Origin of the sequence: Saccharococcus sp. Marseille-Q5394, from assembly GCF_946901335.1 — a bacterium.
Classification (GTDB): Bacteria; Bacillota; Bacilli; order Bacillales_A; family Planococcaceae; genus Sporosarcina; species Sporosarcina luteola_C.
Genome location: NZ_CAMPPQ010000001.1, coordinates 888,351 through 911,197, shown reverse-complemented (window position 1 = coordinate 911,197; position 22,847 = coordinate 888,351). Strand labels below are relative to the sequence as shown.

Sequence of the window (22,847 nt, the reverse complement as noted above, 5' to 3'; positions counted from 1 at the left end):
CACTTCGAGTAAAAATAATTCACTCAAAATACTCACCTCTTTATGTTATCATACCCGACTAAAGGCTAGTTCAAACTGTCTATCGATGCTCGTTTCATAGGATTTTAAAACTAGTTATAGTATACTTATTGAAATGGGTATAAACTATTGTTAGTCATCCAGGATAGTGAATTTCTTGAGCAATGCTCTTTTATATAGTAGTTGTTATATAGTGTTCATTTAGGAAGGGGCGGTATAGATGGATATGCTTTTTAAGGGGATTACGAGTGATGTATTGAATTCGATACTAACTTTTAATCCGGATCCTATCTTCCTACTAGGGGAAAAGGGAGAAGTACTTGATGTGAATATAGCGGGTACGAATTTATTCGGATATTCAGCATCCGAATGGGTGGACATTAATTTTCAGGACATAATTGCCCCGGAAAATGTGAAATTGGTTGCTGAATTATTCGCTAACACATTGAAAGGGGAATCTAGCTCATATAATGTGAGTGCCTATAATAAAGAAGGTGAATTACTTCATTTGTATGTAAAAAACCTCCCTCTCTGTGAAAAGGGTCAGCAACCCCGGAACATAATGGTTGTCGTAAAAGATGTGACCGAACTAGTCAAAACGAAAGATGAACTTCGAAAAACAGCGGAGAAGTTAATGTTTTTTTATGAGTCATCTGCCGAGGCAATGGATATTATTGACTTGGACGGAAATGTTGTACAGGTGAATAGAGCCTTCGAAGAAATGTATGGATGGAAAGCGGAAGAAATCGTAGGGAGGCCTATGCCGACAATACCAGCTAAACAAAGTGAGCAAGTAAAGAGAGACCGTGCACGTGTATTGAATAATGAAAGCATCCGTGGGCTCGAAGTGGAATGTTTGAAGAAGGACGGAACATTTATTCCGGTCAGTATAACGCTTTCTCCTCTTCATGATGAACATGGCAACATTATCGCTTTTTCCGGTATTTCGCGTGATATTTCAGAAAAGAAAAGATTTGAAGAGGCCTTGATCCGTAGTGAAGAAAAATACCGTTTAATTGCCGAAAATATGACTGATTTGGTGACAGTCATAGATAAAGACGGGGTGATTGTCTATGCATCCCCCTCACTAACGCCAGTCCTAGGGTTTCCTTTGGAATATTTCGAAGGGAAGAGTGCTATTGATATAGTGCACCCTGAAGATTTGCCGGAAGTTGAAGGACATTTCTATTCCTTATTCCAATCGTTGGAATCCGCCGAAATGGAGTTTAGATATAGGCATAAAACGAAAGAATGGATATGGCTTGAAGCAAAAGGCACTTATTTTGTAGATGAAAAGAACGGTGAAGGTTTTATATTGGTTGTCTCCCGTGTCATCGAAGAAAAAAAGATGATGCGCGAGAAGCTGACGCAAATGGCTTTTCATGACGAACTGACAGGGTTGCCGAATCGGAGACTTTTTCAGGAAATCATGCGCCAAACTTTGAAGGAAGCAAAACGAAATGAAATAAATTGTGCATTACTATATATGGATCTTGATAGATTCAAGTGGGTGAATGATCAGCTTGGTCACTCTGTCGGTGATGAATTACTGAAACAGCTTTCTAAACGAGTGAGATGCTCACTTCGGGAAAGTGATGTGTTTGCGCGCCAAGGCGGTGATGAGTTCCTCATGCTCCTTCCTGATACAGATGAGAACGAGGCGAAGGCGATCAGTAGACGGGTTTTGGACAGCTTGCAGGAAGATTGGCAAATAAGGGGGTATACCTTCACCACCACTTCTAGTATCGGAATCGCCATGTTTCCGCAAGACGGAGCTACGATGGACGAGTTACTGACGAATGCGGACAACGCCTTGTACAGGGCGAAGGAAAATGGGCGCAACACATATATAACATACTCAAGTGGATATTAATTCGATAAAAATGACCTTTCATCAATCCAGAGAATTGATGAAAGGCCATCCTTGTATTGGCGCAAGATTTTTCAAGCGATTGAAATCTTCCTCAATCTACTTCATCTACTTCAATTATTTCGCGCTCATTTAAAGGTTGAACAGGACGTTGGTTTTCAGGGAAAATCTCCTGATAAGCTTGAATTTGTTCTTTTGACATTTCAATTGGTTCTACAAAAACAATCCATTTCACCTTCTCTGTGCAAGGTGGTGTCGTTAATGAGCCGTTGTAAGAGTAAGTTGTTTGATCTGAAGGAAGTAAGGCGTGTAAATCAATAGTTTCATTTAATTCAATATCATTCTCAGTTTCTTTCATAGGAAATGCATCCCAAATAGCTGCAAGTTCTTCGTTTTCTTTTCCTTCTTTAATCATCAGACCGAGTACTGCAAGCTCACCGTCCGCATCTTGGTGTACTAGATGAAGTTCCATATCCATGTTTTGACCATTGATCTGATGCTCGCTTGGTGTATGGAAATGAAATTGAGCAAGCTTATATTCTGTTCCTTCGACGACAATGCTATTGTTTGGTGCTGCTGGATTAGCCTGGATCGAATGACCGTTATTTAAGATCGAAAGGTGTGACGGTTCATATTGAATTTCAATGCTATCCAGTTTTTTACTCGTTTTCACTTGTGATGAATCGATATTGATTGGTGATTGTTCATTTCCATCTGTACAGGCTGAGTATGCAGGATCCAAATCCCCCCAATGGTCTGGACCTGTTTCTTCATCATAAGACCATTGCATGTTCGTTGTGTCATCTGACTCCGATGTCTCAATTTCTGTTTTGTCAGTGACAGTTACTTCTTCTTTTTCTGATGTAGTTGTTTCTGATGTAGTTGTTTCTGTTGTCTTTGTTGCCTGTTCAGAGCATGCTCCCAATAACAAGGCTAACGATACAACTACAAACGGATACAAAAATATGTTTTTCATCTTTGGGAATTCCCCCTCTTCCTTAATTTTTTTCTACACCGTTACACAAGAAATACTATACTGAAAAAATCCGTCAAAACAAGACAAAAACTGCCAATACGAATCAAATTTGCCAATACAGTTACTTGATACTAAACGTTTGCAAATAAAAAGGAATGGACATGAGAATTATCCCTTGGTGCTAACTAACTAAGTTCCATTTCGTGGGAACAATAAAATCCAAAGAGTGAAGCTGGTTTGAGGAAAAATGTATCGAGAAATTTTCAGATATGAACATATATAACAGGGAGTGAATAATTCATTTCCGGTTGGAAAATGCTATATGGTATAGTGGATGGATGAAAGAAGGTGAATCCAGTGAGACATAGATACGGAAGGCTAATTAAAAAGGATAACATAGTCGTGTTTCCTGGCGCCTTGGAACGACTGATTGAAAAAGGGTTGGATGCTGTCGAGGATACAGACTACGTAGAAGCTGTGGAGGCATTCGGACAGGCGTATCATTTCGATCCTGACAACACCCGCATATTAGCGCCATACGCGGTTTCTCTCTATGAAACAAAAAACTTTCCTTTGGCGAAAGAAGTAGCAACGAAATTATTACATAGTGGAACAACGGAGTATCTGGATGCCATGGAACTATATTTAGCAATCAGCATCCAGCTGCAGGATTATGACGAAGTTGAAATGACGATTGAAACCCTCCTGGACGAAGGTATCGTCCCGCCAAATATGATTACTAAATTCAATTACTTACGGGAGTTGAATAATAGGCTATCCTCAAGATACATACGTGAGGAATTGGAACCTCGGCAATTGGATGTGTTTACCATGGATGAATTCATGGAAGGAACAACAGAAACACAACAGGGGATTCTTGCTTTATTTGAAAACAGGGAATTGGACAAGACGACAAAAAATCTATTATCGCAAATTGTCGAAAAGGAAAGCTTGCACCCAATCGTCATCACGTACGCGCTTGTCCTCCTGCGCGAATCAGGTTTTGATGGGGAAGTGACGGTCCGGAAGTTTGGGAGGTCGAAAAGTGTCATCCCTGCGGATTTGGAGCTGCCGAGCCAGGATGATCGTTCCATTGAAGTGGTCAATCAAATCGGCGGACTCTTTGAGAAGGATCCCTCGCGTATGCAAATGGCTATTGACGCCAGTCTTCGTTACGGTATTATCGCCTACCCATTCTGCTGGGATGGATTTTCCACTTCCGAGGTTGCGGATGCTTATACGCAATACATAGAAAGCATGTTCACGGGGGCACCGGTCAATGCAACGGAGCTGAATTCCTGGATCAGAACTGTTGACCAACAGACGGATAAGTGATGTGCAGTAAATCTGTTGAAAGATCGAAAGACTATGATATACTGTAAGGGTTGTAAATAGCGTATAAACGTGAGAAAATATACTGGTCATAATGATTCGGAGGTATTTAAATGTCTGTTAAATGGGAAAAAGAAGAAGGCAATAAAGGAACACTTACAGTTGAAGTTCCTGCTGAGACAGTGGATGCAGCACTTGATGAGGCTTTCAAGAAAGTAGTTAAGAAAGTTCAAGCGCCTGGATTCCGTAAAGGGAAAATGCCCCGCAAAATGTTTGAAAGAATGTACGGCGTAGAATCACTTTATAACGATGCGCTTGACATCATCCTGCCTGAAGCGTATTCAAATGCGCTTGATGAAGCGGATGTAGAGCCGATCGCTCAACCTGAAATCGAAATCGATGAGATGGAAAAAGGCAAAACGCTCGTATTCAAAGCACATGTTACATTAAAGCCTGAAGTAAAACTTGGCGACTACAAAGGTCTTGAAGTGACACCTCAGGAAACTGAAGTGACGGACGAAGAGATCGAAGCACAATTGAAGGATCGTCAAACAGCGTTGGCTGAAATGGTCGTAAAGGAAGACGGCGCTGTTGAAAACGGCGACACTGTCAACCTTGATTTCGAAGGATTCGTTGATGGCGAAGCTTTCGAAGGCGGCAAAGCTGAAGGATATGACTTGGAAATCGGAACTGGTTCATTCATTCCAGGATTCGAAGAACAAGTTGTCGGTATGAAGCAAGGCGAAGAAAAAGATATTGAAGTTTCCTTCCCTGAAGAGTACCACGCTGCAGAATTGGCTGGTAAACCGGCTGTATTCAAAGTGAAAGTACATGAAATCAAGTCGAAGGAAGTTCCTGAGCTTGACGATGAGCTTGCAAAGGAAATCGATGAAAGTGTCGAAAGCCTTGAAGAGCTTCGTACAAAAATGAAAGAACAGACAGCTCAAGAGAAGAAAACTGCTTCTGAAACAGCAATGCGTGACGATCTTGTTGAAGCTGCAGCACGTAACGCTGAAATCGATATCCCGGAAGTGATGATCGACTCCGAAGTGGATCGCATGATGGACGAATTCGGTCAACGCCTCCAAATGCAAGGTATGAACTTAGATTTATACTTCCAATTCTCAGGACAAGATGAAGCTGCATTACGTGCGCAAATGAGAGACGATGCACTCAGCCGCGTTCGCGTTTCCTTGACACTTGAAGCAATCGGAGCTGCTGAAGGCCTTGAAGTTACAGAAGAGGAAATCGACGCAGAGCTAGAGAAGATGTCTGAGCAATTCGGTATGGACGTCGATCAGATTAAGCAGACATTGGGCGGAACGAAAGTGCTTGAGAACGACTTGCGTTTCAACAAGACTGTTGAATTGCTAGTTGAAAATGCAAAAGTCGCTGAATAATTGTTGATGAAAAATACAAGGTGCGGGTTTCCGTACCTTGTTTTTCATAGGCTAGGATTTTTTGGGCAACTATAGAGGATAAGTTCTAAATAGTTGATAAAACCGGGGGAATCTTGTAAGATTGTCACTTGAATAGGGGTGAGCTTGATGTTCAAATTTAATGACGAAAAAGATAATTTAAGTTGTTCTTTTTGTGGTAAAACCCAAGACCAGGTGAGAAAACTTGTTGCCGGTCAGGGTGTTTATATTTGTGATGAGTGTGTTGAACTTTGTGCGGAAATCGTCGAGGAGGAAGTTGGACTTGATGAGCACTTCGAGCTGAAGGACGTTCCGAAACCACGTGAAATCCAAGGTATCTTGGATGAATATATTATTGGCCAGGACCGTGCTAAAAAGTCATTGGCCGTTGCGGTTTACAACCACTACAAACGGATCAATACGAATAGTAAGGTCGACGATGTGGAAATTGCAAAATCGAATATCGTTTTGATCGGACCTACGGGCAGCGGTAAAACGTTGTTGGCGCAAACATTGGCACGTATTCTCGATGTTCCTTTCGCAATTGCGGATGCAACTTCTTTGACGGAAGCCGGCTATGTCGGTGAAGACGTTGAAAATATTTTATTGAAATTGATCCAAGCTGCCGATTTCGATATCGAACGTGCAGAAAAAGGGATCATCTATATTGATGAAATTGATAAAGTTGCCCGTAAGTCGGAAAATGCATCGATCACGCGTGATGTGTCCGGTGAAGGTGTGCAGCAAGCACTCCTGAAGATTTTGGAAGGAACTGTTGCAAGCGTCCCACCTCAAGGCGGCCGCAAGCATCCTCACCAGGAATTCCTGCAAATCGATACGACAAATATTCTCTTCATCGTCGGCGGTGCCTTCGATGGGATGGAAGAAATCATTAAACGCCGAACAGGACAGAAAGTGATCGGCTTTGGCACGAATATTGAAGAGGGCGCAAATGAGGAAGCTTCTTTGCTTTCAAAATTGATTCCTGAGGATTTACAGCGTTTCGGACTGATTCCTGAATTCATCGGCCGGTTGCCGGTCATTGCAACTTTGGAACAGTTGAACGAAGATACTCTCTATCAAATCCTCACAGTTCCGAAAAACGCGATTGTCAAGCAATACCAAAAGATGGTCGAATTGGATGGCGTTGCGTTGCGTTTTGAAGATGATGCGCTGATTGAAATCGCAAAAGAAGCGATTGATCGGAAAACGGGTGCCCGTGGATTGCGGTCGATTATTGAAAACATCATGTTGGATATCATGTATGAACTTCCGTCACTTGATGAAGTCACCGAATGCATCATTACTAAAGATTCCGTCCTGAAAAAATCCAGCCCGATCCTTTATCGAGAAGATGGTACCCAGATGGAGCTCGATCAAGAGAAAAATACGGCCTGATAAATGGAGGGGTAAAGCTGACTCCGACGATGCGAATCATTCGCTCATCGGTTGTCGGCTTTTTCCACCTTATAGAAAAATGATTAATGGACATACATAACTTATGGAGGTGACTTCCGCATGCCGAATCGAAAAAAGCTGAATGTACCTTTATTGCCTTTGCGGGGGATGTTAGTCTACCCGACGATGGTTTTACATATTGACGTCGGGAGAGAGCGCTCCGTATTTGCGGTCGAACATGCAATTGCGAATGACAATCTCATCATGCTTGCTTCACAAAAAGAGACAAGTGTTGAACATCCGGAAGCCGATGATTTATATCGAATCGGACTTTTGGCACATGTGAAGTCATTGACGGAATTGAACAATGGGACATATCGACTCAATGTTGAAGGTATCGAACGGGCGGAATGGTCTAATTATGAGGAGGCGGACCTCTACCCTGTTGTAGATGTGAAGAGAATTCCGGACGACACGGAAGTGGATGCAGAATGCATTGCACTTATGCGCATTTTACTTCCTTACTTCGAAAATTACACAAACTATTCCGCTAAAGTTTCCCAGGAAACATTCGATTCCATTGCATCTATCGAAGAGCCGGGAAGGTTCGCAGATATGATCGCTTCCCATCTACCGTTGAAGCTGTCTGCCAAACAGGAAATACTTGAAATTACGGACGTTAAGAAGAGATTGGAGTTCCTTATCAATAAACTTCACGACGAGCAGGCGATCCTCGAACTGGAGCGGAAGATCAATACTCGTGTAAAAGAAGCGATGGAACGGACACAAAAAGAATTTTACCTACGCGAGCAGATGAAGGCGATCCAAAAAGAGCTTGGCGATAAAGACGGGAAGAGCATTGAAGTTGTTGAGTTGACGAAAAAGATTGAAGAGGCTGGTATGCCTGAAAATGTAAGACAGGCTGCATTCCGTGAACTAGATCGTTATGAGAAGGCTCATTCCGCTTCCGCTGAAAGTGGTGTGATCCGGAATTATATCGATTGGCTCGTCGCATTGCCATGGTCAAAAGCTTCGAAGGATCAATTGGATATCAATAGATCCGAGGAAATATTGAACCGCGACCATGAGGGACTCGAATCGGTGAAGGAGCGTATATTGGAATACCTTGCCGTCCGGCAAATGACCAACTCATTACGCGGGCCGATCCTATGCCTCGATGGACCGCCAGGAGTTGGAAAGACTTCTTTGGCTCGCTCCATCGCGGAATCATTGGGGCGCAAATTTGTCCGTATTTCCCTTGGAGGAGTGCGTGATGAATCTGAAATTAGAGGGCACCGCCGTACATATGTCGGTGCTATGCCAGGACGAATTATTCAAGGCATGAAAAAGGCGGGAAAGATCAATCCTGTATTCTTGCTCGATGAAGTCGATAAGATGTCCAATGACTTCAGAGGGGATCCGTCATCTGCCATGCTGGAGGTTCTTGATCCTGAGCAGAACGCAACGTTCAGTGACCACTATATAGAAGAACCATATGATTTATCGGATGTCTTATTCGTAGCGACTTCCAATGATTTAAGCTCCATACCCGGTCCTTTGAGGGATCGAATGGAGATCATTTCGATTCCGGGGTATACAGAATTGGAAAAGCGGACTATCGCCAAAAACCATCTCATTCCAAAGCAGCTGAAGGAGCATGGATTGACAAAGTCTCAAGTCCGTTTCAATGACGAAGCGATTCAGAATATCGTCCGTTATTATACACGGGAAGCCGGTGTCCGTGGACTGGAAAGGGAAATCGCCAGGATTTGCAGAAGAGCTGCAAAGCAAATCGTAACCGGGGAAAGAAAAAGTGTTACTGTCAGTGCAAAGGCGCTTGAAACCCTTTTAGGCAAAAGGAAATTCAGCTACGGACAAGCTGAGAAGAAAAACCAGGTCGGCGTTGCAACCGGATTGGCATATACGACGGTTGGAGGAGATACACTCCAAATTGAGGTTTCATTGTCACCGGGCAAAGGTAAACTGATACTGACGGGCAAGTTGGGTGATGTCATGAAAGAATCGGCACAAACGGCATTATCCTATGTCAGATCTAAGGCAGTGGATTTTCATATCAATCCGAATTTCCATGAATCGTGCGACATTCATATACATGTTCCTGAAGGTGCAGTTCCAAAAGACGGACCTTCTGCGGGCGTAACGATTGCGACCGCACTCGTTTCTGCATTGACGAAACGCCCGATTAAGCGTGAAGTCGGAATGACAGGCGAAATTACGCTCCGAGGCAGGGTGTTGCCGATCGGAGGCGTTAAGGAAAAGTCTTTAAGTGCACATCGAGCTGGCTTGACGACAATCATCTTGCCGATTGCAAATGAACGTGATATTGAAGATATACCAGAAAGTGTACGGAGTGAGCTGACATTCAAGCTTGTCTCAGATGCTGAAGAGGTATTAGCGTACGCATTGGAGGAGGCTTCCGAATGAAAGTAAATCAAGTTGAAATGATCATGAGTGCGGTAAGACCGGAGCAATACCCGGATGATGGATTTCCGGAATTTGCGTTGGCTGGCCGTTCGAATGTAGGAAAATCTTCCTTCATTAATAAAATGATCGGACGTAAAAGTTTAGCCCGTACATCATCGAAACCGGGCAAGACCCAAACATTGAATTTCTATAAAATTGAAGAGAAATTATTCTTCGTCGATGTCCCCGGTTATGGCTATGCGAAAGTGTCCAAATCGGAACGGGAAGCATGGGGCAAAATGATTGAGAGATATTTAACCGGTCGGGAGCAATTGAGGGCCGTTGTCTTGATTGTCGACCTTAGACATCCCCCAAGCGTAGATGATTGTGTTATGTATGACTTTCTTGGTCATTACGACATTCCTACAATCGTCATTGCAACGAAAGCGGATAAAATCCCGAAAGGTAAGTGGGAGAAGCATAAAAAAGTCGTGAGAAACGAATTGAATATGCGCGCTGGAGATCCATTAGTCCTGTTTTCCTCTGAAAAAGGCATGGGGATTGATGAGGCATGGCGAGAGATTGAAAATAGAATGTAGTTTTTATCCGGATGATAACAAACGTTCATCCGGATTTTTAATTCAAAAGCGAAGGCGACCTGCCTAGGTGCGACAGGCATAAGGCGAACATGCGAAACGGCGCTCTTTGCCGTGCAGCAGGGTCGACTTATGACCCGAGCATCTGGTCGCCGGAGCTAGATGCTAGCGGAGAAGAAATACATTAGAATAAGTACAAAAATAGGGAACGAACCGTTGATGGTTCAAGAGTTAGTCACAAAATTGTCCGTTAGATACAGCGAAATATGTTATAATCGTATATGTGAAAAAGAACGGGAGAGGTGTGAACACCTTATGTATACAATCGTGGTCGGTGTCAACCACCGAACAGCTCCAGTAGAAATCAGGGAAAAATTATCTTTTGTAGAAGCTGAATTGCCAAAGGCGATGCAAGCTTTACAAAAAGAGAAAAGCATTTTGGAAAATGTAATCATTTCTACTTGCAATCGTACTGAAATATACGCTGTTGCTGATCAACTCCATACGGGCCGTTACTACGTGAAACGATTTTTAGCTGACTGGTTCGACATGGAACTTGAGGAATTATCCCCTCATTTGCTTATCTACGAAAATGATGCAGCGATCGAACATTTGATGCGTGTATCAGCGGGCATCGATTCAATGGTGCTTGGCGAAACTCAAATTTTAGGACAAGTCCGAAACAGTTTCTTGGAAGGGCAAAACATCGGGACGACTGGAACAGTCTTCAATGAGTTGTTTAAAAAGTCAATTACACTCGCGAAGAAGGCGCATTCAGAAACTGCCATCGCCGACAATGCTGTATCTGTATCCTACGCTGCTGTTGAGCTTGGAAAGAAGATTTTCGGTTCATTGGATGGAAAGCATATAGCCATACTTGGAGCAGGGAAGATGGGAGAATTGGCCATCAAGAACTTGCATGGCAGTGGTGCCGGCAAAGTGACTGTCGTCAATCGTACGCTTTCTAAAGCAGAAGAGATGGCGGAGCAATTCGGGGGCGTCGCTAAACCGATGCAGGAATTGCAATGCACGCTATTGGAAGCAGATGTATTAATCAGTTCCACCGGCGCAACTGATTTTGTCATTGATTTCGAATTGATGAAATATGTTGAGAAGCTCCGGAAGGGGAAGCCGATTTTCATGGTCGATATTGCCGTACCTCGGGATTTGGATCCTAGAATTGGTGATTTACCGAATGTCTTCCTCTACGACATTGACGACCTGCAAGGAATCGTCGAAGCGAATTTGGCGGAACGTAAACGTGCCGCAGAAGAGATCGGTTTGATGATTGAAGAAGAGATTGTCGAATTCAAGGAATGGATTGCAACGCTCGGTGTTGTGCCGGTCATTTCCGCATTACGCGAAAAGGCTCTCCATATCCAGGCTGAGACGATGGCCAGCATTGAGAATAAAATGCCGAATCTCACTGCTCGTGAAAAGAAATTATTGAATAAGCATACAAAGTCAATTGTCAACCAAATGCTGAAGGAACCGATCCTGCAGGCAAAAGAGTTGGCATTGGATGGACAGGCAGCTGAAAAACTGGCTTTATTCAAGCAAATATTCGGATTGGTTGATGAAGAAGAGGAAGAAGAAATCGTTCAATCTGAAGCCAAATCCCTTGGTAAAGCTACACACAAATTAGCCGAGGCATAATCCGGGCTATAGATCCATGCGAAAGGCAGAGGTTGCATCATGGCCGAAATGACTATGGCGAGATTCCACGAAGTAATCGTCGTCCTGTATGCGGTGAGCCTCGTATTTTATTTCATCGATTATTTGAATAACAATAAAATCGCCCATCGCAGCGCTTTTTCGATTTTGTCGGTTGTCTATTTGATGCAGAGCGGATTTCTAGTTGCACGGGTGATTGACACACAGCGATTCCCGATCCTTTCCCTTTACGAAGGGATCTATTTCTACGCTTGGCTGCTCATTTCGTTATCGATGATTCTCCAAGTGTTTACAAAGGTCGGGTTCGCTGTCTTCTTTTTAAATGTGATCGGGTTCATCTTTATGACAATCCATACATTCACGCCTGTGCAGATTGAGAAGTCGCCTGTTGGTGAATCTCTCATTTCGGAATTGCTCTTCATACATATCACCTTTGCAATCCTATCGTATGCAGCATTTGCAATGTCCTTCGTTTTCGCCATCCTTTATTTGCTCGTCTATAAAGTGTTGAAGAAGAAGAAGTGGACAAAGCAATTCGGACGTCTGCCGTCCCTTCAACAATCGTTATCTGGGATGAAAGCATCGATCTATACCGGCATACCAGTACTGTTCATCAGCCTCGTGCTAGGAATTCAATGGGCAGCTGTTGCACTTGATGAATGGGCAATTTCCGACATGAAGATCATCGGGTCTTTCCTCGTTATTATCCTTTATAGTTTAGTATTGTTTTTGCAAAGAAGAGGAAGACTGACAGCGAACGATTTTGCGTGGGCGAACGTCTTCGCTTTTCTTTTTGTTATCATCAACTTTTTTCTTGGAAGCAGATTATCGCAATTCCATTTTTGGATTTGACGTTTAGGCAGTAAGTATGGGAGGAAGATCGTATTGAGAAAAATCATTGTAGGCTCAAGAAGGAGCAAGCTCGCATTAACGCAGACAAATTGGTTTATCGACCAAATGAAGGCAGCGGGTGCGCCTTTTGAATTTGAAGTGAAAGAAATTGTTACGAAAGGTGACAAAATCCTCGATGTGATGCTTTCGAAGGTGGGAGGCAAAGGACTATTCGTCAAAGAGATCCAACAAGCTCTTTTCGATAAGGAAATTGACTTCGCTGTCCACAGCATGAAGGATATGCCTGCCGTATTACCTGAAGGGCTTATGATCGGTTGTATGCCGCCGCGTGTCGATTCACGGGACGCATTCATCTCCAAAGGTCATGTGAAGTTCATGGACCTTCCGGTTGGTGCCGTCGTCGGGACGTCGAGTTTACGCCGCAGCTCCCAGCTGATCATGCTTCGTCCTGATATTGAAATCAAATGGATTCGAGGCAACATCGATACTCGGTTGCAGAAGATGCAAGATGGCGAATACGATGCGATCCTTTTGGCTGCCGCAGGTTTGAAGCGGATGGGTTGGAGCGATGATGTAGTGACTGAGTATATGTCAATCGAAGACTGTATCCCGGCTATCGGCCAAGGTGCACTTGCGATCGAATGCAGAAGTGACGATGCAGAACTGCTCGCCGAACTGAAAAAAGTCTCCGATGAGAAGACGTGGCTGGAAGTCGAAGCGGAGCGCACATTCCTTGCAGAAATGGATGGCTCATGCCAAGTGCCGATTGCGGGAATTGCCGAATATGACGGAAAAGAGATCGAATTTACTGGATTTGTTGCTTCCCCGGACGCGAAGCAAGTGTTCAAGAAGACGGTGCGCGGTTCTGATCCGGTTGCAGTCGGCAAATCTGTAGCATCTACTTTACGCGCAGAAGGAGCTTCAGAAGTAATCGAGAAAGTGAAGGCGGAAATGGATGCCTGAATTGGGTCCGTTGAAAGGGGAAACCGTCATTTTTACGGGGACGCCGAAATCGCTTGAAGTTTTTGATCTCGTCAGACAGTACGGTGGCATCCCTTACTCGATGCCGCTCATCCAGGTGAATGAAATCGTAGATGCGACCGATGAGAATCAATTAAAGCGTTGTGCAGACTTTGATTGGTTGATATTCACAAGCCAAACTGCTGTGAGAGCATTCCATTTGAAAATGGAACGTTTTAATATGACAACTCAACAGATCCCCTCCAAAATAGCTGCTGTCGGTACACAGACCGCCTCGGCGTTGGAGAAGATCGGCTTCACTGTTGAATTCATCCCGACCATTTTCAGCGCAGACGTGTTTGTAAAGCAATTCAAACCAACGGATGACCGGGAGCTTCGGGTTCTGTTCCTTAGAGGGAATCTAGCCGGTAGCCTCATCCGTGAGGAACTGCCGTTTCAAGTGGAAGAATGGACGATTTATGAAACGGTGTCCCAGCCTGATTCAGTATCTTCAATCATCGATTTGCTGAAAACAGGAGAGAGCACAACTGTTTTATTTGCAAGTCCATCTGCTGTCCGTGTATTTGTAGAAGGCGCAATGCCTGTCGTCGGTTGGGATGGCTATTCAATCGGAGCAATCGGACATGTCACTGAAAAGGCGTTGATCGAGGCAGGCGCCAAGGTGGATGTGAAGCCTGAAATTTATACTCTTAAGGAACTCGTCAATGCATTGGCGAGGCGAAAGGAAGAAATCAAATGACTCAACTACAATTCCGACGTAATCGCCGTCTGCGCAATTCGGCGACAATACGCTCGATGGTAAGGGAAACAATCCTGCAGAAAGAGGATTTCATTTATCCGCTCTTCATCATTGAAGGGGAAAATGTGAAAAATGAAATCAGCTCGATGCCGGGCATTTATCAATTGTCACTTGATCGTTTGTTGGAGGAAGTGGAAGAAGTCGTTTCATTAGGCATACCTTCCGTCATCCTCTTTGGGATTCCTGCAGAGAAAGATGCGACGGGTACAGGAGCCTTTAACGACGAAGGAATTGTCCAGCGTGCTACCCGTCTTATCAAAGAGAAGTTCCCTGAACTTGTTGTCATTGCGGACACATGCTTATGCGAATATACCGACCATGGCCATTGCGGCGTCGTCCATGGTTCCGACATATTGAACGACCCTTCACTTGAATTGTTGGCGAAAACTGCGGTCAGCCAAGCAAAGGCGGGTGCTGACATCATCGCACCATCCAATATGATGGATGGCTTCGTCGTCGCCATCAGACAAGCGCTTGATGAAGAGGGCTTCGAAAATGTTCCAATCATGTCTTACGCAGTCAAATATTCATCTGCATACTACGGGCCGTTCCGCGATGCTGCTGAATCGGCTCCGCAGTTCGGGGATCGGAAGACATATCAGATGGATCCTGCCAACCGGATGGAAGCACTTCGCGAGGCGGAGTCGGATGTCATGGAAGGCGCGGATTTCCTGATCGTTAAACCTGCATTGTCGTATTTGGATATCATGCGTGATGTGAAGAACAATGTCCTGCTTCCTGTTGTCGCTTATAATGTGAGCGGTGAATATTCGATGGTGAAGGCAGCGGCACAGAACGGCTGGATCAATGAAAAAGAAATTGTATTGGAAACGTTGACAAGTATGAAACGCGCAGGTGCGGATCTCATCATGACATACCATGCAAAAGACGCAGCGCGTTGGCTGGAGGGAAAATGAATGGGTAAAAGCTACGAAAAATCAAAGCAAGCATTTGCGGAAGCAGTGAAGTTAATGCCAGGCGGCGTGAACTCTCCTGTCCGTGCTTTCAAATCGGTCAATATGGATCCGATTTTCATGGAAAGCGGAAAAGGGCCGATCATCAAGGACATAGATGGTAATGAATATATCGATTATGTCCTTTCATGGGGTCCTCTGATTTTAGGGCATGCAGATCCTGACGTTGTTGAAGGTATTAAAAAAGTGGCTGAGACAGGAACGAGCTTCGGAGCACCTACTTTACTTGAAAATGAACTCGCGCAAATCGTTATCGATCGCGTGCCATCCATCGAGGTTGTCCGGATGGTCTCTTCAGGAACAGAAGCGACTATGAGCGCATTGCGTCTGGCTCGCGGTTATACAGGACGCAACAAGATATTGAAGTTTGAAGGCTGCTACCACGGCCATGGTGATTCGTTGCTTATTAAAGCGGGATCTGGCGTCGCTACGCTGGGTCTGCCGGATAGTCCGGGTGTTCCTGAAGGCATTGCGAAGAACACGATTACAGTTGCTTACAATGACATGGATGGCGTTCGTGCTGCTTTCGATCAATTCGGAGATGACATTGCAGGCGTCATTGTCGAGCCGGTTGCCGGAAACATGGGAGTTGTCCCGCCGGAGCCAGGTTTCCTGGAAGGGTTACGTGAAATCACCGAGAAGAACGGCACATTGCTTATTTTCGATGAAGTGATGACGGGCTTCCGTGTTGATTACACTTGCGCGCAAGGCTATTTCGGAATCACTCCGGATCTTACTTGCCTCGGCAAAGTGATCGGCGGCGGTCTTCCTGTCGGTGCATATGGCGGGAAACGTGAAATCATGGAAAATATCGCACCTGCAGGAACGGTCTACCAAGCAGGGACATTGTCCGGAAATCCAATGGCGATGACAGCTGGCATCGAGACATTGAAAAAATTGACACCGGCTTCGTATGATTATTTCAAGAAACTTGGCGATCAGCTGGAAGCAGGCTTCCGTGAGGCGGCGACGAAATACAACATCCCGCATACTGTGAACCGAGCAGGCTCCATGATCGGTTTCTTCTTTACGAATGAAAAAGTGACCAATTATGACCAAGCGAAAACGTCCGACCTGGAACTGTTTGCGGAGTACTTTCGCTTGATGGCAGAAGAAGGAATCTTCCTGCCGCCATCCCAGTTCGAAGGCATGTTCCTTTCCTCATCCCATACGGAAGAGCATATCGAACAGACCGTCCAAGCATTCCACAACGTATTCGCCCAATTGGCACGATAATTATGTTAGCTGTCCGTTGTCGGGTTTCCCGACAACGGGCAGCTTTTTTATTGGTAATCGCGAGTAATGGAGCCCTTGATGGAATAAATGAGCCCTTGTGTGAATAATGCAGCCCTTATTGGAATAAATGAGCCCTTGTGTGAATAATGGAGCACTTGATGGAATAAATGAGCCCTTGCGCGAATAATGGAGCCCTTGATAGAATAAATGAGCCCTTGTGCAATTAATGGAGCCTATCAATAATACGAGCTTCAGTTTCTTCTACCTTTCCTGTTCGCTGCATATAATGGCAAGTGAATGAAACAAGGGGAGGGAAACGGAATGAAAAAGTTACAATGGAATATGGAAGAGGTCTTTTATTTTCCAGAGAATGTCGGTGTCCCGAAGGATGCACGCCTCGTTAAAGTGAAAGCTGGATTCACAGAGAAGCGATCAGAAGAAGCAGTACGCCTATCTGGCATCTATCACATTGCCGCCAAGGTAGACTTCACAGAGGGGCAGCGTAGTGAGTCGATTCCTACAGACGCAATCTTCGTCGATGATGTGGAGTTGGAAGGGGAAACGGGTTACTTTGAATACGCTGTGCCGCTTTATATCGACCTGCCGCCGGAAGTAGATCACCCATTGCATATCGAAGCGACAGACGTCAAGTCCACATTCGACGGACAAGGTTCCTTTACGGTCGCTTGGAATGTCAACTGTACGTACGGACAGAAATCTGCTGAGGAAGTTGCAAGCGAAAAATCTGCCAGCAAAGAAGACATTAGTCAAATTACAGCAAATGTAGAAGCGAAAAAGGAAACCGAAGTCCCAGAAGAGAAGTTGATAACGGCTGCAGTTCAGGATGTGCCAAAAGAAAAGGTGGCTGCCGGAAAGCAGGAGCAGACACAAGTAGCACAAGTGACCGAACCACGTCAGTCTTCAGATGCACAAAATCGGACAGCTGAGGCGCCTGTCCAAGAACCGCAAGCAGCTGCAATGCATGACAGCAGTATATGGAATGCCCAGGACGATATACTGTCATACATTGCAATGTTGCCGGATGAGCGGACGTCGACGCGATTCCGCTCAAATGATATCTTTGTAAAGGAGGAAAGCTAATCCTCCAAGAGCACATAATAGGAGGAAATCACCGGTCGTAGGGACGATCAAAAGCCTGATCAACTGAAAAATGGCAATCGGGATGATGATGCCTTTGCAATAAAACCTTGTCTTCCGTAACCACGGGGGTAATAAATAAGGATTATATCCCTTTCTCATACTACCTTCCTTTCCTAATTTACTTGACGAAGTCTCTTCCAATCGCATACAATGGTTATAACTATATAATGATGCATTGATCGGGAGAGTACGCGATTTTCATTTATCCAAGAGAGGGCGCCATCGGTGGGAGGGCCTATGAATGAACTTGCGGAAAGTCACCCGGGAGCAGTTTCCGTGAATTTCGAGTAGCGGAAGCCGGTTTGAAACCGTTATTTATTATTGAGGCGCAAACGCTTTTTAGTTTGCGCGAATAAAGGTGGTACCACGGATAACTCCTTCGTCCTTTTTGACGAACGGAGTTTTTTTGTATTCACTTTTATTTTATTAGCTGTTTTGCAAGTAAAGAGGAGGAGTTCAAATGTCAACAGAGAATTTGTCAATGCCGACGAAATATGAGCCGCAGTCGATTGAAGCGGGCCGTTATGAATGGTGGCTGAAAGGGAAGTACTTCGAAGCGCAACCGGAAAGCGGGAAAGAGCCGTATACGATCGTCATTCCGCCGCCGAACGTAACAGGCAAGCTCCATTTAGGTCATGCTTGGGATACGACGCTGCAAGATATTCTTATCCGGATGAAGCGGATGCAAGGCTACGATGCTTTGTGGCTGCCAGGAATGGACCATGCAGGAATTGCGACACAGGCAAGGGTTGAAGAGAAGCTTCGGGAAGAAGGAAAGTCCCGCTATGATCTTGGCCGTGAAAAATTCCTTCAGGAAACGTGGAAATGGAAAGATGAATACGCTGGCCATATCCGGGCGCAATGGGCGAAGTTAGGTCTAGCGCTTGATTATTCTAGAGAACGTTTCACATTGGATGAAGGATTATCGAAAGCGGTCCGTGAAGTGTTCGTCAAGCTCTATGAAAAGGACTATATTTACCGCGGCGAATATATCATCAACTGGGATCCGGCTACGAAAACGGCGCTTTCAGACATCGAAGTTATCCATAAGGATGTTCAGGGTGCATTCTATCATATGCGCTATCCACTGGCAGACGGAACGGGCAGCATCGAAATTGCTACGACGCGCCCTGAAACGATGCTCGGCGATACTGCTGTAGCCGTTCATCCGGAAGATGAACGCTATATGCATTTGATCGGTAAAACGGTTAAACTGCCGATTGTCGGACGGGAAATTCCGATTATCGCAGATGATTATGTTGATATGGAATTCGGTAGCGGTGCAGTAAAAATCACCCCGGCACACGACCCGAATGACTTTGAAATCGGCAATCGACATGACTTGCCACGCGTGCTAGTCATGAACGAAGACGGCAGCATGAACCAACTTGCAGGCAAATACGAAGGAATGGACCGCTTCGAATGCCGGAAAGCGATCGTCAAAGATTTGCAGGACCTTGGCGTTTTATTCAAAATCGAAGAGCATTTGCACTCCGTAGGCCATTCAGAACGTAGTGGTGCAGTTGTTGAGCCATATTTGTCAACGCAATGGTTTGTTAAAATGGCGCCGCTTGCAGAAGAGGCGATCAAACTTCAGCAATCGGAAGGAAAGGTCAATTTTGTTCCGGAACGTTTTGAAAAGACGTATTTGAACTGGATGGAAAATATCCATGACTGGTGCATTTCACGCCAGCTCTGGTGGGGACATCGAATTCCTGCCTGGTACCATAAAGAAACGGGCGAAATTTATGTAGGACATGAAGCGCCACAGGATCTCGAGAACTGGAACCAAGAGGAAGATGTACTCGATACATGGTTCTCCTCCGCATTATGGCCGTTCTCGACGATGGGCTGGCCTGATCTTGATAATGAAGAGTTCAAGCGCTACTATCCGACGGATGCGCTCGTAACTGGTTACGACATCATTTTCTTCTGGGTATCCCGGATGATTTTCCAAGGAATCGAATTTACGGATCAGCGTCCGTTTAAAGATGTATTGATTCACGGTCTTGTCCGAGCGGAGGATGGCCGCAAAATGTCGAAATCCCTAGGCAACGGAATCGACCCTATGGAAGTGATTGATAAATATGGTGCCGACGCATTGCGCTATTTCTTATCAACTGGATCCTCACCAGGCCAGGATCTTCGCTATTCAACGGAAAAAGTTGAAGCGATCTGGAACTTTGCGAATAAAATCTGGAATGCCTCTCGTTTTGCGTTAATGAATATGGACGGCATGACGTATGATGAAATCGATCTAACCGGTGAAAAATCCGTTGCGGATGCTTGGATCCTTACACGGTTGAATGAAACGATCGAGCAAGTGACGAAGCTTGCAGAGAGATATGAATTCGGTGAAGTCGGCCGAGCGCTCTACAACTTCATCTGGGATGACTTCTGCGACTGGTATATCGAAATGGCGAAATTGCCGTTGTACGGAGAAGATGAAGCGGCGAAGAAAACGACACGTTCGGTTCTCGCTTACGTTCTTGACAACACGATGCGCCTCTTGCATCCGTTGATGCCGTTCATTACGGAAGAGATCTGGCAGAACCTCCCTCATGAAGGTGAGTCGATCACAGTGGCGGCTTGGCCTGTAGCGGATCCTGCATTGACGGATAAGGCAAAAGCTTCGGATATGAAGCTGCTCGTCGACCTCATTCACGCAGTCCGCAACATCCGTGCTGAAGTGAATACGCCGATGAGTAAAAAAGTACCGCTTTATATTGCAGCGAAAGACGAAGCGACTGTTGCCGTTCTGGAAGCGAATCGCAGCTATATCGAACGCTTCTGTAATCCGGAAACACTTGAAATCGGAGTCGGCATTTCGGCGCCGGGCAAATCGATGTCAGCCGTCATTACAGGAGCTGAACTATTCCTTCCGCTAGAAGGCCTGCTTAATATCGACGAAGAAATCGAACGGTTGAAGAAGGAACTGGCGAAATGGGAAGGCGAAGTGAAACGTGTCCAAGGAAAACTGTCCAACGAACGATTCATCTCAAAAGCTCCTGAAGCAGTAGTCGAGGAAGAACGCGCGAAAGAGAAGGACTACTTGGAGAAGAAAGCTGCGGTAGAACGCAGGATTGAAGAATTGAAAGAGATTTAATGCAAAAAGAGTTGGTCCTCCTGATAATGGAGTTGACCAACTCTTTTTTTGTTAGTTAACTGTGAGCACGCTCATATATCTTTTGAGTGATCATAAACTTCTGCAGGTGATCATAAAGCTTTGCGAGTGATCATAAACACTCGCAAGTGATCATAAAGCCGTGCGAGTGATCATAAACTCCTGCAAGTGATCATAAAGCCGTGCGAGTGATCATAAACTCCCGCAAGTGATCATAAAGCCGAGCTAGTAATTATAAACTCCCGCAAGTGGTCATAAAGCTGTGCAAGTGATCATAAAAGCCATTCAAGTGTTCAATAATTCGCGCCAGCGCTCAAAAATCCTCTAATTTCTTCTTTACATACTCCAACAACTTCTCCGCAACCGAAAAATCATGCGTCGCATATAGAGATCGGGCGCCTACCGGGTCTTCAATTTCATTCAACAGCCAATCGCCATTCGGCAATAAAAGAAAATCAATGCCGATATAATCGCTTTTCAACGCATTCGCAATTTTACGAACCTCAATTTCCTGCCAAGACGAGAGTGAATACTTCTCCACTGAACCGCCGAGAGTATAATTCGATTTAAAGGAATCGCTTCCAGTCCGTTTAACTGCACCAAGGACTTCCTCCCCGAGCATGAAAACTCGTACGTCCGTTGCGTTGGATTCAATATACGGCTGGGCAACCAATCTTCTGCCTGCGAACTTTGAGAGAATCTCTTCTGCTTCATCCTCCGTTTGACAAAGGAATACTTCACCTCCGCCATGTCCATCAGTTGTTTTTATCACAATTGGTAGGGGAGGTAGGTCTAGCATTGACATGACCTTTGTCGTAGGAATGACAGAAACGCCTAACAGAGTCGCAAGCTCAAATGTCTTCAATTTATCATTGGCAATCCGGTTCACTTCTGACCGATTGATCACCCTGAATCCCGCAGATTCCCATCTTTCCGCAAGCATTGGATTTCGAGTCCGGAATAAAATGAAGTCCACCTCATCATTAGGTTCGGCCACATCCAAGAGCAATGTCAACGAAATTTCCATCCGCGACGCTTGCAACAGTAAATCATCAATGAATCCTCGATTGCGCTCCGCATCAGCCGAAGAATAATATATATGTCCTTTCAACCCAATTTACCAAGAATATAGCTGATCATCCTGTCCGCAACGTTAATGCCTGTTACGTTATATATATTGCGGATATGAGCCGCGGCATTCACTTCACAGACGAGCGGCGCTTCATTTTCTCCAAACAGCAAGTCCACCCCTGCAAATTCGGCACCGACCGCTTCGGCTGCCTGAATTGCCAATTGCTTTTGATCGGAGGTCAATTCAATGACGCTCGCCACTCCGCCATTCGTAATGTTCGCCCTGAAATCAGTTTCGGAATAACGGTACATCGCTGCAACTACTTCACCGCCAACGATATTCACCCGGATATCACGTCCTCTGCTCGTCGCTATAAACTGCTGGAACACATAATCGACCCCTCGCAATTCATCCACTTTCGCAAAGAACTCCTTTTCCGTTTCAATCAAATACACTTTCATTCCGAAGGAACCATGACCTTCTTTAATAATCATTGGCAAACCAAGTTTTTCAAGCACCTTTTCATAATAGCCCGAGCCTTCAATCGTGAAATTTGGATAGACTTTCGGAGCAATGATCGTTTCGGGCATTGCAATATTGCTCTTTGCAAGTTGTATGTATTGCTTTGCTTTATTATCACAAGTCTCAATCACTTCAGGGTCATTGAAGACGGGAATGCCTGCATTTTTCAAAAAAGTCGCAAGCAGGATATCCTTGTCCAGGAAGACGACAAAGTCAGGGCGCTCTTCCAGCGTTTCATTCAAGGCCATTAGCACTTCGTAATTTTTCTTGAGTGTCCCCTCGACTCCTGCTCGAATAGCGGCGTCTCTCAAAAGCTCCGCCTGATCACGGAATTTGTCACTCGTCAAACTGCCATTATAGATGACCCAACATTTTTTCATTTCGTTCCCTCCGGCCGTGATATACTTACCCTATGCTGAT

At 45.0% G+C, this 22,847-nt stretch carries 17 protein-coding genes and 1 other annotated feature; of the genes, 14 read left to right on the top strand and 3 right to left on the bottom strand.

Going from position 1 to position 22,847, the window contains the following annotated elements; translation table 11 throughout:
* The first annotated feature begins 238 nt into the window (after positions 1-238).
* The gene (locus OC538_RS04580; RefSeq protein WP_251694255.1) at positions 239-1,891 is read left to right on the top strand and encodes a sensor domain-containing diguanylate cyclase; all 1,653 of its coding nucleotides are present in this window, start codon (positions 239-241) and stop codon (positions 1,889-1,891) included.
* A gap of 91 nt (positions 1,892-1,982) precedes the next feature.
* Here the strand turns inward: OC538_RS04580 and OC538_RS04575 are convergent, their stop codons facing one another.
* Positions 1,983-2,864 (bottom strand): carbonic anhydrase, encoded by an 882-nt coding sequence (locus tag OC538_RS04575; protein WP_262173496.1) that lies wholly within the window; start codon positions 2,862-2,864, stop codon positions 1,983-1,985.
* A 357-nt stretch (positions 2,865-3,221) separates the two neighbouring features.
* On the opposite strand from OC538_RS04575, the gene OC538_RS04570 reads away from it, so the two are divergent.
* The 13 genes from OC538_RS04570 (at position 3,222) to OC538_RS04505 (ending at position 20,815) form a co-directional block, all read left to right on the top strand.
* A complete protein-coding gene (locus OC538_RS04570; protein WP_262173495.1) occupies positions 3,222-4,199 on the top strand; it encodes a tetratricopeptide repeat protein in 978 nt (325 codons plus the stop codon).
* Between the two features lie 110 nt (positions 4,200-4,309).
* A complete protein-coding gene (tig, locus tag OC538_RS04565) occupies positions 4,310-5,596 on the top strand; it encodes a trigger factor (protein ID WP_262173494.1) in 1,287 nt (428 codons plus the stop codon).
* Positions 5,597-5,743: 147 nt separating this feature from the next.
* Positions 5,744-7,012, top strand: a complete 1,269-nt coding sequence (gene clpX / locus OC538_RS04560) for an ATP-dependent protease ATP-binding subunit ClpX (protein ID WP_262173492.1) — start codon at positions 5,744-5,746, stop codon at positions 7,010-7,012.
* Between the two features lie 120 nt (positions 7,013-7,132).
* Entirely contained in the window at positions 7,133-9,457 is a 2,325-nt protein-coding gene (gene lon, locus OC538_RS04555; protein WP_262173491.1) for an endopeptidase La, read from the top strand.
* On the top strand, positions 9,454-10,035 hold the full coding sequence (gene yihA, locus OC538_RS04550) for a ribosome biogenesis GTP-binding protein YihA/YsxC (protein ID WP_262173489.1): 582 nt from the start codon (positions 9,454-9,456) through the stop codon (positions 10,033-10,035). The genes lon and yihA overlap by 4 nt, the downstream gene beginning before the upstream one ends.
* Positions 10,036-10,347: 312 nt before the next feature.
* Positions 10,348-11,688: a glutamyl-tRNA reductase gene (gene hemA, locus OC538_RS04545; protein ID WP_262173486.1), complete on the top strand. Its 1,341-nt coding sequence runs from the start codon at positions 10,348-10,350 to the stop codon at positions 11,686-11,688.
* Positions 11,689-11,727: 39 nt separating this feature from the next.
* Entirely contained in the window at positions 11,728-12,558 is an 831-nt protein-coding gene (locus OC538_RS04540; RefSeq protein ID WP_251694263.1) for a cytochrome c biogenesis protein, read from the top strand.
* A 33-nt stretch (positions 12,559-12,591) separates the two neighbouring features.
* Positions 12,592-13,521: a hydroxymethylbilane synthase gene (gene hemC, locus OC538_RS04535; RefSeq protein ID WP_251694264.1), complete on the top strand. Its 930-nt coding sequence runs from the start codon at positions 12,592-12,594 to the stop codon at positions 13,519-13,521.
* Positions 13,514-14,278 (top strand): uroporphyrinogen-III synthase, encoded by a 765-nt coding sequence (locus OC538_RS04530; protein WP_251694265.1) that lies wholly within the window; start codon positions 13,514-13,516, stop codon positions 14,276-14,278. The genes hemC and OC538_RS04530 overlap by 8 nt, the downstream gene beginning before the upstream one ends.
* Positions 14,275-15,255: a porphobilinogen synthase gene (gene hemB, locus OC538_RS04525; protein WP_262173483.1), complete on the top strand. Its 981-nt coding sequence runs from the start codon at positions 14,275-14,277 to the stop codon at positions 15,253-15,255. The genes OC538_RS04530 and hemB overlap by 4 nt, the downstream gene beginning before the upstream one ends.
* Entirely contained in the window at positions 15,256-16,548 is a 1,293-nt protein-coding gene (gene hemL / locus OC538_RS04520; RefSeq protein WP_262173482.1) for a glutamate-1-semialdehyde 2,1-aminomutase, read from the top strand.
* Positions 16,549-16,869: 321 nt separating this feature from the next.
* Complete coding sequence (locus OC538_RS04515) at positions 16,870-17,649, top strand: hypothetical protein (protein ID WP_262173479.1); 780 nt, start codon at positions 16,870-16,872, stop codon at positions 17,647-17,649.
* A 226-nt stretch (positions 17,650-17,875) separates the two neighbouring features.
* Positions 17,876-18,099 (top strand) — a binding site (T-box leader).
* A gap of 70 nt (positions 18,100-18,169) precedes the next feature.
* Positions 18,170-20,815 (top strand): valine--tRNA ligase, encoded by a 2,646-nt coding sequence (locus OC538_RS04505; RefSeq protein WP_251694270.1) that lies wholly within the window; start codon positions 18,170-18,172, stop codon positions 20,813-20,815.
* A gap of 331 nt (positions 20,816-21,146) precedes the next feature.
* Here the strand turns inward: OC538_RS04505 and OC538_RS04500 are convergent, their stop codons facing one another.
* Positions 21,147-21,944, bottom strand: a complete 798-nt coding sequence (locus tag OC538_RS04500) for a RimK family alpha-L-glutamate ligase (RefSeq protein WP_262173477.1) — start codon at positions 21,942-21,944, stop codon at positions 21,147-21,149.
* Positions 21,941-22,807 (bottom strand): RimK family alpha-L-glutamate ligase, encoded by an 867-nt coding sequence (locus tag OC538_RS04495; protein WP_262173476.1) that lies wholly within the window; start codon positions 22,805-22,807, stop codon positions 21,941-21,943. Before OC538_RS04495 ends, OC538_RS04500 begins: the two co-directional genes overlap by 4 nt.
* Positions 22,808-22,847 lie beyond the last annotated feature (40 nt).

Excerpts from the sequence above, each read along its gene's own strand:
- OC538_RS04580 (WP_251694255.1), top strand. The coding sequence starts at position 239 with ATGGATATGCTTTTTAAGGGGATTACGAGTGATGTATTGAATTCGATA.
- OC538_RS04575 (WP_262173496.1), bottom strand. The coding sequence starts at position 2,864 with ATGAAAAACATATTTTTGTATCCGTTTGTAGTTGTATCGTTAGCCTTG.
- tig (WP_262173494.1), top strand. The coding sequence starts at position 4,310 with ATGTCTGTTAAATGGGAAAAAGAAGAAGGCAATAAAGGAACACTTACA.
- clpX (WP_262173492.1), top strand. The coding sequence starts at position 5,744 with ATGTTCAAATTTAATGACGAAAAAGATAATTTAAGTTGTTCTTTTTGT.
- lon (WP_262173491.1), top strand. The coding sequence starts at position 7,133 with ATGCCGAATCGAAAAAAGCTGAATGTACCTTTATTGCCTTTGCGGGGG.
- yihA (WP_262173489.1), top strand. The coding sequence starts at position 9,454 with ATGAAAGTAAATCAAGTTGAAATGATCATGAGTGCGGTAAGACCGGAG.
- hemA (WP_262173486.1), top strand. The coding sequence starts at position 10,348 with ATGTATACAATCGTGGTCGGTGTCAACCACCGAACAGCTCCAGTAGAA.
- OC538_RS04540 (WP_251694263.1), top strand. The coding sequence starts at position 11,728 with ATGGCCGAAATGACTATGGCGAGATTCCACGAAGTAATCGTCGTCCTG.
- OC538_RS04530 (WP_251694265.1), top strand. The coding sequence starts at position 13,514 with ATGCCTGAATTGGGTCCGTTGAAAGGGGAAACCGTCATTTTTACGGGG.
- hemB (WP_262173483.1), top strand. The coding sequence starts at position 14,275 with ATGACTCAACTACAATTCCGACGTAATCGCCGTCTGCGCAATTCGGCG.
- hemL (WP_262173482.1), top strand. The coding sequence starts at position 15,256 with ATGGGTAAAAGCTACGAAAAATCAAAGCAAGCATTTGCGGAAGCAGTG.
- OC538_RS04515 (WP_262173479.1), top strand. The coding sequence starts at position 16,870 with ATGAAAAAGTTACAATGGAATATGGAAGAGGTCTTTTATTTTCCAGAG.
- OC538_RS04505 (WP_251694270.1), top strand. The coding sequence starts at position 18,170 with ATGTCAACAGAGAATTTGTCAATGCCGACGAAATATGAGCCGCAGTCG.
- OC538_RS04495 (WP_262173476.1), bottom strand. The coding sequence starts at position 22,807 with ATGAAAAAATGTTGGGTCATCTATAATGGCAGTTTGACGAGTGACAAA.